Genomic DNA, 11,301 nt, shown 5'->3' with positions numbered 1-11,301 from the left:
TTGCTCCTGGTCTCCTCGGTCCCCTGGTCGCCGTCAGTTGCCGGAACTGCTAGTCCCACTCCAGGCCGCCGCGCCTCCAGACGTAGGCGTAGGCGACGAAGACGGTGAGCACGAAGAGGAGCATCTCGACGAGCCCGAACATCCCCAGCCGGTCGAAGGTGACCGCCCAGGGATAGAGGAAGACGATCTCGATGTCGAAGACGATGAAGAGCATCGCCGTCAGGTAGTACTTGATCGGGAAGCGGCCACCGCCGGCCGGCTGCGGAGTGGGCTCGATGCCGCACTCGTAGGCTTCCAACTTGGCCCGGTTGTACCGTTTCGGCCCGATGATCGAGGCCATGAAAACGGAGAAGATCGCGAAGCCGGCCGCGAGGCCGCCCAGCACGAGGATGGGCGCGTAGGCGTTCACCGTCCCCCGCTCCTTCCAGTCGACTGTGACTGATGTACGGACCGTGCCCGGACCGGCGCACCACGTCACGAAGGCGCGAAGATCGCGGCCATGTGAGGCAGTTCACAAGCCCAAGCCGCCTGCATACTATGCCTCCCGGTCTGTGATCTGCGACACGGGGGTCAGCACCGACTTTGTGATCTCCACCACCTGACGAACGATCATCACGTCGGACGAGCGGTGATCTTGCGGCGGATGGCACCCGAACCATCACCTGACGTCACATCCACGGGCGTCTTCGCTGGTCAGAGCCGCGATTCCACTACCAGACAGTGGACGTTACAGGCAAATTGGCGATGGACCGAACGACGTGATAGCGCCACCCGATCGACCCGGCCGGCCCGCCGATCCCCTGGAACGGGGCGCGTGAACGCGTGCACGAGCACATACGGAACCGGAGCTGTGAAAACGGATCAAAGCACTCGTCAGGCAAGATCACGAATCGGGCAATTGAGCCGTGCGCACGTCAACTGTGGCGCATCCCACCTTTATTGAACGGAACCATTCGTTCCTGATAGCCAGAGACGCATGTCCCCGAACACAACCCGGACACAGCTGTCCGACACGCAACCCCATACCGGCCGCCGACGGCACGCGGCGCCCCGTGACCCGAACTGGGTTCGCCGGGCCGGACTCGTCGGCGGTGTCGTCAGCGCGTTCGCCCTGTGCGGCGCGGCCGCTCCGGCCATGGCCGATACCACGCACCACACCACCGCGGCCGCCCGGGCGGCCACCGCGCAGGACACCCGCTCCGCGCACGAGCCCGACGCCCGCGCGGCCACGCTGTCCACGGCGGCCTCCGCCCAGCAGGCCGTCGCCGCCCTGGAACGCGAAGCGCTGGCCGCCGCCCTGTCCGCGGACCAGGAGAAGGCCGCCGCCGACGCGGCGAAGACCGCCGCCAAGGCCCACAAGGCCGCGCTGCGGAAGGCCGAGGCGGCCGCGAAGGCGGCCAGGGCCCGAGCCGCTTCGCGCGCCGGCGGCAGCACCGGGTCCGGCTCGTCCGGGCAGGACTCGGCCACCGCGACGCCGACCGCGACCACGACGTCCACCACGACGTCCACCACGCCCGTCGCCGCGGCCTCGTCCAGCAAGGTCGACCGGCTGATCGCGTTCCTGAAGTCCCAGATCGGCAAGCCCTACGTGTACGGCGCCAGCGGTCCCGACTCCTACGACTGCTCGGGCCTGACCCAGGCGGCGTTCGCCTCCGTGGGCGTCGACATCCCGCGGACCTCGCAGGAGCAGTCGACCGCCGGCACGCCCGTCTCGATCTCCGCCCTCCAGCCCGGCGACCTCGTCTTCTGGGGCGGCGAGGGCAGCGCCTACCACGTGGGCGTCTTCATCGGCGACGGCCAGTACCTGGACGCGGCCAACCCGTCCACGCCGGTCGCCATCCACCAGCTCGCGGACTACATGCCCGACTGGGCGGTCGACGTCCTCTGAGCCGCGCTCCCCGCGCGCCCCTCGCACCGCTCCCCCGACAACGGCGGGAGGCGGCCGCGCCATGCCCCGACCAGGCTCGGCGCGGCCGCCTCCCGCCGGTTCGTGCGCGGTTGTTCCCCGTCTGCCGGACGCCCGGGGTCACGGACGCCCGGGCCGCCGGGAGCGGGTGGCGGGGCGCCGCGGTCAGGCGCGCGGGGTGATCTTGGTGAGGCCGTTGATGATGCGGTCCATCGCGTCGCCGCCGGTGGGGTCGGTGAGGTTGGCCAGCAGCTTCAGGCAGAAGCGCATCAGCATCGGGTGGGTCAGGCCGCGCTGGGTGCAGAGCTGGAGGACCTTCGGGTTGCCGATCAGCTTCACGAAGGCGCGGCCGAGGTTGTAGTAGCCGCCGTAGGTGTCCTTGAGGATGCGCGGGTAGGCGGCGAGCGCGAGTTCGCGCTGCGCGGCGCCGGCCCGCGCGTGCGCCTGGGTGATCACGTCGGCCGCGAGCTGGCCGGATTCCATCGCGTAGGCGATGCCCTCGCCGTTGAACGGGTTGACCAGCCCGCCGGCGTCGCCGACCAGCAGCAGGCCGCGGGTGTAGTGCGGCTGGCGGTTGAAGGCCATCGGCAGCGCGGCGCCGCGGATCGGCCCGGTCATGTTCTCCGGGGTGAAGCCCCAGTCCTCGGGCATGGAGCCGACCCACGCCTTGAGCACCTCGCGCCAGTCCAGCTCGCGGAAGGCCGCCGAGGAGTCGAGGATGCCCAGGCCCACGTTGGAGGTCCCGTCGCCGAGGCCGAAGATCCAGCCGTAGCCGGGGAGCTGGCGGGGCGCGGCGCCGCGCCGGTCCCACAGCTCCAGCCAGGATTCGAGGTAGTCGTCCTCGTGCCGGGGCGAGGTGAAGTACGTCCGCACCGCGACGCCCATCGGGCGGTCGTCGCGCCGGTGCAGGCCCATCGCCAGCGACAGCCGGGTGGAGTTGCCGTCCGCGGCGACCACCAGCGGCGCGTGGAAGGCGGCCGGGGTCTTCTCCTCGCCGAGCTTGGTGGTGACGCCGGTGATCCGCCCGGTGCGCTCGTCGACGATCGGCGCTCCCACGTTGCACCGCTCGTACAGCCGGGCGCCGGCCTTGACGGCCTGCTGGGCGAGCAACTGGTCGAAGTCGTCGCGCCGGCGCACCAGTCCGTAGTCCGGGTAGGCGGCCAGCTCCGGCCAGTCCATCTCCAGCCGCATGCCGCCGCTGATGATGCGCAGGCCCTTGTTGCGCAGCCAGCCCGCCTCCTCCGAGACGTCGATGCCCATCTGGACGAGCTGTTTGGTGGCGCGCGGGGTCAGCCCGTCGCCGCAGACCTTCTCGCGCGGGAAGGCGGTCTTCTCCAGCAGCAGGACGTCGAGGCCGGACTTGGCCAGGTAGTAGGCGGTCGTCGAACCGGCGGGACCGGCGCCGACGACGATCACGTCGGCGCTGCGCTCGGACAGGGCGGTGTCGGTCACGTGGGCTCTCCCGGTTCGGCGTGGGGCTGTTGCCGGCGCTGGACGCCGGCAGCGGACGTCATGCCGAGTGTATGAGGCCGCCGCTCCGTGCGGAGCGGCGGCTCTCGGGGGGACGGCCCGTCAGCGGTGGTCGGGCGGCTGCTTGCGCAGCCGGTCCGGCTCCACCACGCCGAGGTCGTGCACGGTGGGCTCCGCGGGCCCGGCCGGGCCGGGCGGCTGCGGCGGACCGTACGCCCCGGCCGGCGGGGCGGGTTGCGGCGGGACCACGGCACCGGGCGCGCCGGGCGCACCGGTGGGCGCGGCGCCCGGGGCGGCACCGTACGCCCCGCCGTACGTCCCGCCGGGGGCGTACGGGGACGGGGCGCCCGCTTCCGCGTACGCCGCCGGCGGCATCCGGCCGCCGAACACCCGCCAGACGTAGGGCGCCACCAGCACGCCGCCGAACGTCCACAGCAGGCCGAGCCCGAGCAGTTGCGGCACTTCGGTGTGCGCGCTGGAGTGCTCGAGCACACCGCCGAGGCCCGAGCCCTCGTCGCCGCCGGTGTGCGCGCCGCTGACCGCGGCCAGGACCACCAGCAGGACCGTGAACAGCGCGGCCACCGCGAACTGCTCGGGCCGGCCGCGGTTGCGCCGGACCGCGAGCACCCCGATCAGCAGCGCGCAGCACAGCCCGCCCGCGACGGTGCCGGCCACCGACCAGCCGCCCCACACGTGGTCGAGGTCCCCCAGCCCGAAGGAGACGTGCCGGGCGGACGAACCCTCGCCGGTGCCGAGCCGGAACGGCGCGCCCCAGCCCAACCCCAGCCCGGACACACCCAGGTTGACCAGCAGCAGCGCGGCCGCGGCCACGCCCCACCCGGTGAGGTCGTGGTAGTGCGCGGCCGCGATCACGAAGACCGCGACCCCGGCGACGAACAGGGTGGCCAGCAGGGCGATCGCCGTGGTGGCCGCCACCCGGTAGGTGGCCGCGGCGCCGGGCCGCGCGGCCAGCCAGCCGTTGAGCGCCGGGCGGCACAGCACGACCAGCGCGGTCACCAGGCTGAGCACGAAGGTCCACAGCGCGGCGAGGAACGGCGCGGTGGTGAAGTGCGCGACGCCGATGTGGGGTTCGGCGAAGAAGCCGATGGCGAGCACCGCGGCGGCGGCGAGCAGCGCGACGCGCACGGCGGCGGCCGCGCTGTCGGCGGTCGCCTCCGGAGCGGCGCCCGCGGCGGCGGCAGCGCCGAGCTGCCGCCGGCGCAGCGCGCGCAGGCCGAGCACCAGCACCAGGACCCAGACCAGGGTGACGGTCCAGGGCAGCACCGAGAACGAGGCGTGGAGGGTGTGCGAGTGGCCGTCGCCGCCGCTGCCGCTCATCGTGTAGCCGATGTCGCTGCCGTCGGCGCCGTCGGAGCCGCTGTCGTAGCCGTCGCTGCCGTCGTCGTAGCCGTCGGACCCGTCGCTGTCGTAGCCGTCCGAGCCGTCCGTGTCGTAGCCGTCGCTTCCGTCGTCGAACCCGTCCGACCCGTCGTCGAACCCGTCGGAACCGTCGTCGTAACCGTCCGACCCGTCGTCGAACCCGTCGCTGCCGCCGTCCGACCCGTCGTCGAACCCGTCGCTGCCGCCGTCGGAGAAGTCGAAGCCGTCACTGCCGCCGTCGGACGGGTCGTCGTCGCCGTCCCCGTCGTCCGAGTCGCCGAACACGTCGTCGTCGGTGTAGGTCGTGCTCGCGTGGAGGTTCCCGCCCAGGCCCTGGACCAGCGCCGCGAGGGCGGCCCGGGTGCGGGTGGCCATGCCGATGGTGCCGCTGGGCAGCGCCGCGCCCGCGGCGCCCGCTATCGCCAGGGCGGCCGCGACCACGGTGAGCGCCGGGCCGAGCGCGACCAGCAGCGGTCCCTCCCAGCGGCCGGTGAACACCCGGCGCACGAACACCGCGGCGGGCGAGGGTCCGACCGGCGCGGGCGGCGGGTAGCCCGGCCCGAAGCCGGGCGGCCCGGACGGCCCGGGCGGCAGCGGCACCTGCCCGGGCGGGGCGCCGTACGGCGGTGGTGGGGGTGGCGGCGGAGGCGACCCGACCTGCGGGGGCGCGGGCGCCGCCGTCGGGGGCTGCGCCGGGAGCGAGGGCGCGGTCAGGTCTCGGCCGCAGCGCGGGCAGAAGCGGTTGCCCTCCGCCTCGGCGACCTGGTTCCCGCAAGCGGGGCAGAAGGGCATCGGCAACTCCGGGGCATGGCGGGGCTGCTGTCCCCCCGCGGACAAGGCAGCATACGGCCCCTACCGGCCACAACCACCCGGAACGTCGGACTCCGGTTCGGGGGAGGGGAGGTCAGGCCCGCCCGTTCGTCCCCCGGTGCAGCGCCACGATCCCGCCGGTCAGGTTCCGCCAGGCCACGCCCGCCCAGCCCGCGTCCTTCAACCGCCCGGCCAGCGCCCGCTGGTCGGGCCAGGCGCGGATGGACTCGGCGAGGTACACGTAGGCGTCCGGGTTGCTGCTCACCCTGGTCGCCACCGGGGGCAGCGCGCGCATCAGGTACTCCGTGTACACGGTGCGCAGCGGCCGGAGCGTCGGATGGCTGAACTCGCAGATCACCAGGCGCCCGCCGGGCCTGGCCACCCGCCGCATCTCGCGCAGCGCCGCGTCGACGTCCTGCACGTTGCGCAGCGCGAAGGAGATGGTCACCGCGTCGAACACCCCGTCCGCGAACGGCAGCCGGGTCGCGTCGCCCGCGGTGAGCGGCAGTTCGGGGTGGCGGCCCTTGCCCTCGCGCAGCATGCCGAGGGAGAAGTCGCACGGTACGACGTACGCGCCGGCGGCCGCGAAGGGCAGCGACGAGGTCGCGGTGCCCGCGCCGAGGTCGAGCACCCGCTCCCCCGGCCGCACGTCGAGCGCCTGCGCCACGGCCCGCCGCCACAGGCGGGTCTGGCCGAGCGACAGCACGTCGTTCGTCAGGTCGTACTTCGCCGCCACGCCGTCGAACATCGCGGCGACGTCCTGCGGCTGCTTCTCCAGCGAGGCCCGTGTCACCCGCACCACCCTACGGGGTGCGCCGCCGGCCGCCCGCCCGGCCCCGCCGTGCCCCGGCACACCGCCCGGCGGCGGGCCGGCCCCGCGGCGCGGGGGCTCAGCGGGCGTCGAGGAGCTTGAGTTCGGGGTGCGCGGTGCCGCCCTCGATCGCGGTCGAGGACAGGTGCGAGACGACGTGGTCGTCGACCGGGTCGTTCGCCGGGTCGTCGTGGACCACGAGGTGCTCGTAGGTGGTCGCGCGCTGCGCGGGCACGCGCCCGGCAGCGCGGATCAGGTGGATCAGCTCCATCCGGTTGGAGCGGTGCTTCGCCCCGGCCGAGGAGACCACGTTCTCCTCCAGCATGACCGAGCCGAGGTCGTCGGCGCCGTAGTGCAGCGAGAGCTGGCCGACCTCCTTGCCGGTGGTCAGCCAGGACCCCTGGATGTGGGCGACGTTGTCCAGGAAGAGCCGCGCGATCGCGATCATCCGCAGGTACTCGAAGAGGGTCGCCTGCGTCTGCCCCTTCAGGTGGTTGTTCTCCGGCTGGTAGGTGTACGGGATGAAGGCCCGGAACCCGCCGGTGCGGTCCTGCACGTCGCGGATCATCCGCAGGTGCTCGATCCGCTCCGCGTTCGTCTCACCGGTGCCCATGAGCATGGTCGTGGTGGACTCCACGCCCAGGCGGTGGGCCGTCTCCATGATCTCCAGCCACCGCTCGCCGGACTCCTTCAGCGGCGCGATCGCCTTCCGCGGCCGCTCCGGCAGGAGTTCGGCGCCGGCGCCGGCGAACGAGTCGAGCCCGGCGGCGTGGATGCGGCGGATCGCCTCCTCCGCGCTGACCCCGGAGACCCGCGCCATGTGGTCGATCTCCGACGCACCGAGCGAGTGGATCACAAGCTGCGGGAACTCGCGCTTGATCGCGGCGAAGTGCTCCTCGTAGTACTCGACGCCGTAGTCCGGGTGGTGGCCGCCCTGGAACATGATCTGGGTGCCGCCGAGTTCGACGGTCTCCGCGCAGCGGCGCAGGATGTCGTCGAGCCCGCGGCTCCAGCCCTTCGCGGTGTCCTTGGGCGCCGCGTAGAACGCGCAGAACTTGCACGCGGTGACGCAGACGTTCGTGTAGTTGATGTTGCGCTCGATGATGTACGTCGCGATGTGCTCGGTGCCGGCGAACCGCCTGCGCCGCACCGCGTCGGCCGCGGCCCCCAGCGCGTGCAGCGGCGCGGACCGGTAGACGTCGAGCGCCTCCTCCGGGGTGATCCTGCCCCCTGCGGCGGCGCGGTCGAGGACGGCTGCGAGGTCGGTCGGAGAGGTCACCGTGGCAGGCCCTTCGGAGGACGGGATCGGACCGGTTCAGCGTACGCCAGGGGTCGGCGGTGCCCTCACCGGTGCCGTACGGGAGGAGATGGGCGCCCCTCGGCCGCGCGCGGACGGCGGCGCCCGGCGCCCGGCCCGGCGGGAGCGTCGGGCCGGGCGGCCGGGCACGTCGGCACCGGCGCGGCAGAGCCGGGTGGAGCGTCGGACGGGGCCGGGCGGGGCGGGATGGGACGGTCAGGCCGGGGGCAGCAGGTCGACGCCCGCACCCGGCGGGAAGCCGACGCGACGTGCGAACTCGGAGATGCCGGCCTGCTGGGGCGCGCCGAGGGAGAAGTCCAGCGTGGTGAAGTAGTTGCGCAGCAGGTCCTCGTCGAACGCCTCCCAGCGCGCCGCCTGTTCGGCGACCTTGTCGACCTCCACCAGGGAGAGGTCGCGGGAGGCGAGGAACGCCCGGTGCACGTCGCGCACGGCGTCGGGGTGCGCGGCGAGGTAGTCCCGCCGGGTCGCCCAGACGGCGAAGACGAAGGGCAGCCCGGTCCAGTCCTTCCACATCTGCCCGAGGTCGTGGACGGCCAGCCCGAGCCGGGGCGCGTCGTGCAGGGAGGCGCGCAGGGCGGCGTCGCCGATCAGCACCGCGGCCTCGGCCTCCTGCATCATCAGCGAGAGGTCGGGCGGGCAGCGGTAGTACTCGGGGCTGACGCCGTACCGCTCGGCGAGCAGCAGCTCGGCGAGGCGCACGGAGGTGCGGCTGGTGGAGCCGAGCGCCACCCGCTGGCCGTCCAGCCGGTCCAGCGGGAGCTGGCTGACGATGACGCACGACATCACCGGGCCGTCGCAGCCCACCGCGATGTCGGGCAGCGCCACGAGCCGGTCAGCGTGCTTGAGGTACTCCATGAGGGTGATCGGGCCGATGTCCAGATCGCCGTCGACGAGCTGGGCGCTGAGCTTCTCCGGGGTGTCCTTCGTCAGCTCCACGTCCAGCAGCGCACCGGTCCTGGCCAGTCCCCAGTACAGCGGGGTGCAGTTCAGGAACTGGATGTGGCCGACCCGGGGGCGGACCCGGTCGCTGTCGCTTTCACGCGCGGTTGTGTCCATATGCCGGACGCTACTCCTGGGTCCGCGCGGCGCTGTGCGGGGGTGCCCCGGCAAGCCGTAGGAAGGATCTTGCAACCCTTCCGTGCCCCGGCCCCCCATGCTAGGCTCGACGCAAGTTGCAGTTTGGTTTCCTTGCAGTACAAGGCCTGCGGATCATGTAACCCGCGGGCTTTTGTAGTTTTCAGACTTCGCAGTTGCAGGTTCTGGAGCAGGGCAACCCTTTGGGCCCAAGGAGGGCTTTATGGCTACCGGAACCGTGAAGTGGTTCAACGCTGAAAAGGGCTTCGGCTTCATCGCCCAGGACGGCGGCGGCCCGGATGTCTTCGTTCACTACTCCGCGATCAACGCGACCGGCTTCCGCTCCCTCGAGGAGAACCAGCCGGTGACCTTCGACGTCACCCAGGGCCCGAAGGGCCCGCAGGCGGAGAACGTCACCCCGAACTAGTCCTCCACTAGATCGGTCGGACAGCGGCGCGATCGCGCCCAGAACCTGCAGTACCAAGGGGCCCCGCATCTGATGCGGGGCCCCTGCCTTTTTCCTTCCGCCCTCTCGCCTCCGGGCGGGGCCGGTCGGCCGGCCTACCTGCGGCGGTAGAGGTCCTCAATGGTGTCGGCGAAGTCCGCCGCGACCGCGGAGCGCTTGAGCTTCATCGACGGGGTGAGGTGGCCGCTCTCCTCCGTGAAGTCCACCGGCAGCACCCGGAAGGCCCGGATCGACTCGGCACGGGACACCGTGGAGTTCGCGTCGTCCACCGCCTTCTGCAGGTCGGCGAGCAGGTCGGGATCGGTGACGAGGTCGGCGGAGGGCACCCCCTCCTTGCGCCGCATCCGCCGCCAGTGCGTGAGGCCGTCCGCCTCCAGCGTGATCAGCGCGGTCACGAACGGCCGGTTGTCGCCGACCACCATGCACTGGCCGACCAGCGGGTGGGCCCGCAGCCGGTCCTCCAGCGGCGCCGGCGCCACGTTCTTGCCGCCCGCCGTGATCAGGATCTCCTTCTTCCGGCCGGTGATCCGCAGGTACCCGTCCTCGTCCAGCTCGCCGATGTCCCCGGTGGGGAACCAGCCGTCCACGTGCGGCACCCCGCCGGCGTGGTTCCAGTAGCCGGTGAAGACCTGCCCGCCGCGCAGCAGCACCTCGCCGTCCTCGGCGATCCGCACCGCGGTGCCCGGCAGCGGCTGCCCCACGGTGCCCAGCCGCGGCGCCAGCGGCGGTGTCACGGTGGCGGCGGCGGTGGTCTCGGTCAGGCCGTACCCCTCGAAGACCATCACCCCGGCGCCCGCGTAGAAGGCGCTCAGCCGCTCGCCCAGCGGGGAGCCGCCGCAGATCGCGTACCGGACCCTGCCGCCCAGTGCGGCGCGTATCCGGCGGTAGACCAGCGGGTCGTACAGCGCGTGTGCCATCCGCAGGCCGAGCGACGGTCCGGGGCCGGTGCCGGTCTGCCGGGCGGCCAGCGCCCGGCCGTAACGCTGCGCGATCGAGGCGGCACGGTCGAAGGACGCGGCCCGGCCCATCTTCTCCGCGGTGGCCCGGCCGGTGTTGTAGACCTTCTCCAGCACGTACGGGATGGCCAGCAGGAAGGTCGGCTGGAAGCCGGCCAGGTCCGCGAGCAGGTCCTCGGTGGCGATGCTCGGCGCGTGGCCGAGCCGGACCCGGGCGCGCAGGCAGCCGACCGCGACCATCCGCCCGAAGACGTGGGAGAGCGGCAGGAAGAGCAGCGTGGAGGCCGGCTCGGTGCTCACCGACTTGAAGACCGGGTGCAGCAGCTCGATCGCGTTGTCGACCTCGGCGAAGAAGTTGCCGTGGGTGAGCACGCAGCCCTTGGGGCGGCCGGTGGTGCCCGAGGTGTAGATCAGCGTGGCGGTGCTCGACGGGGTCAGGGCCTGCCGCCGCGAGGTGACCAGCGCGTCCGGCAGGTCCGCGCCGTCCGCGCCGAGCTGCGCGATCGCGCCGGCGTCCAGTTGCCACAGGTGGCGCAGCCCGGGCAGTTCGGACCGCCGCCCGGTGACCAGCCGGGACTGCTCCACGTTCTCCACCGCGCACGCGGCGGCGCCCGAGTCGCCGAGGATCCACGCGGTCTGCGACGCGGACGAGGTCGGGTAGATGGGCACGGTCACCAGGCCGGCGGCCCATCCCGCGAAGTCCAACAGCGTCCACGCGTAGCTGGTGCGGGCCATGATCGCCAGCCGCTCACCGGGCTTCAGCCCGGCGGCGACCAGCCCCTTGGCGACGGCGGTCACCTCCGCGCGGAACTCGGCCGCGCTCACGTCGTGCCAGGTCCCGTCCGCCGCCTCCCGGCTCAGCACGGTGTCCCGCGGGGCCTCCCGCGCGTTCGTGAAGGGGATGTCGGCCAGGCTCCCGCTCGTCGGGGGATCGACCAGGGGAGGCACCGCCACCTGCACGGTCCGCCCCGCCTCGGCCACCACGTTCGGTGCCGGACTCGCCGGTTGCCCTGCTCCAGTTGACATCTACGGCTCCTGAAAGGTGAGGGTGATTGAGCTTCCGTGCGGGGGGCGCGGACCCCGTGGCCGGCCCGGGCGTCTTCGAGGATC

At 72.9% G+C, this 11,301-nt stretch carries 9 protein-coding genes; 2 read left to right on the top strand and 7 right to left on the bottom strand.

Features of this window, described 5'->3' with window-relative positions; genetic code table 11:
* Positions 1-49 precede the first annotated feature (49 nt).
* Entirely contained in the window at positions 50-409 is a 360-nt protein-coding gene (locus RVR_RS21535; protein ID WP_103887024.1) for an NADH-quinone oxidoreductase subunit A, read from the bottom strand.
* A gap of 726 nt (positions 410-1,135) precedes the next feature.
* Here RVR_RS21535 and RVR_RS21530 point away from each other — a divergent pair.
* A complete protein-coding gene (locus tag RVR_RS21530; RefSeq protein WP_237404888.1) occupies positions 1,136-1,888 on the top strand; it encodes a C40 family peptidase in 753 nt (250 codons plus the stop codon).
* A 183-nt stretch (positions 1,889-2,071) separates the two neighbouring features.
* Here the strand turns inward: RVR_RS21530 and RVR_RS21525 are convergent, their stop codons facing one another.
* From RVR_RS21525 to RVR_RS21505, 5 genes are all read right to left on the bottom strand, one after another.
* Positions 2,072-3,358: a geranylgeranyl reductase family protein gene (locus RVR_RS21525; protein ID WP_202235409.1), complete on the bottom strand. Its 1,287-nt coding sequence runs from the start codon at positions 3,356-3,358 to the stop codon at positions 2,072-2,074.
* Between the two features lie 120 nt (positions 3,359-3,478).
* Positions 3,479-5,548, bottom strand: a complete 2,070-nt coding sequence (locus RVR_RS21520; protein WP_202235408.1) for a zinc ribbon domain-containing protein — start codon at positions 5,546-5,548, stop codon at positions 3,479-3,481.
* Positions 5,549-5,660: 112 nt separating this feature from the next.
* A complete protein-coding gene (locus tag RVR_RS21515) occupies positions 5,661-6,359 on the bottom strand; it encodes a demethylmenaquinone methyltransferase (RefSeq protein ID WP_202235407.1) in 699 nt (232 codons plus the stop codon).
* A gap of 97 nt (positions 6,360-6,456) precedes the next feature.
* Positions 6,457-7,656 carry a cyclic dehypoxanthinyl futalosine synthase gene (gene mqnC, locus RVR_RS21510; RefSeq protein ID WP_202235406.1) on the bottom strand — a complete coding sequence of 400 codons (1,200 nt, stop codon included), beginning with the start codon at positions 7,654-7,656 and terminating at the stop codon, positions 6,457-6,459.
* A 234-nt stretch (positions 7,657-7,890) separates the two neighbouring features.
* Positions 7,891-8,751 carry a menaquinone biosynthetic enzyme MqnA/MqnD family protein gene (locus RVR_RS21505; RefSeq protein ID WP_202235405.1) on the bottom strand — a complete coding sequence of 287 codons (861 nt, stop codon included), beginning with the start codon at positions 8,749-8,751 and terminating at the stop codon, positions 7,891-7,893.
* Between the two features lie 241 nt (positions 8,752-8,992).
* Between RVR_RS21505 and RVR_RS21500 the strand changes: the two genes are divergently transcribed.
* Positions 8,993-9,196 carry a cold-shock protein gene (locus RVR_RS21500; protein WP_103887033.1) on the top strand — a complete coding sequence of 68 codons (204 nt, stop codon included), beginning with the start codon at positions 8,993-8,995 and terminating at the stop codon, positions 9,194-9,196.
* Positions 9,197-9,330: 134 nt separating this feature from the next.
* On the opposite strand, the gene RVR_RS21495 is transcribed toward RVR_RS21500, so the two are convergent.
* Positions 9,331-11,217, bottom strand: coding sequence for an AMP-dependent synthetase/ligase (locus RVR_RS21495; RefSeq protein ID WP_202235404.1), 1,887 nt, complete (start codon positions 11,215-11,217; stop codon positions 9,331-9,333).
* Positions 11,218-11,301: the final 84 nt, after the last annotated feature.

The sequence above is a fragment of the Streptomyces sp. SN-593 genome, assembly GCF_016756395.1.
GTDB classification, from domain to species: Bacteria; Actinomycetota; Actinomycetes; order Streptomycetales; family Streptomycetaceae; genus Actinacidiphila; species Actinacidiphila reveromycinica.
This window is presented reverse-complemented; position numbering and strand designations above follow the sequence as displayed.

What these genes read in the sequence shown, in the direction of transcription:
- RVR_RS21505 (WP_202235405.1), bottom strand. Translation starts at nt 8,751, where the DNA reads ATGGACACAACCGCGCGTGAAAGCGACAGCGACCGGGTCCGCCCCCGG.
- RVR_RS21530 (WP_237404888.1), top strand. Translation starts at nt 1,136, where the DNA reads ATGGCCGATACCACGCACCACACCACCGCGGCCGCCCGGGCGGCCACC.
- RVR_RS21500 (WP_103887033.1), top strand. Translation starts at nt 8,993, where the DNA reads ATGGCTACCGGAACCGTGAAGTGGTTCAACGCTGAAAAGGGCTTCGGC.
- RVR_RS21495 (WP_202235404.1), bottom strand. Translation starts at nt 11,217, where the DNA reads ATGTCAACTGGAGCAGGGCAACCGGCGAGTCCGGCACCGAACGTGGTG.
- RVR_RS21520 (WP_202235408.1), bottom strand. Translation starts at nt 5,548, where the DNA reads ATGCCCTTCTGCCCCGCTTGCGGGAACCAGGTCGCCGAGGCGGAGGGC.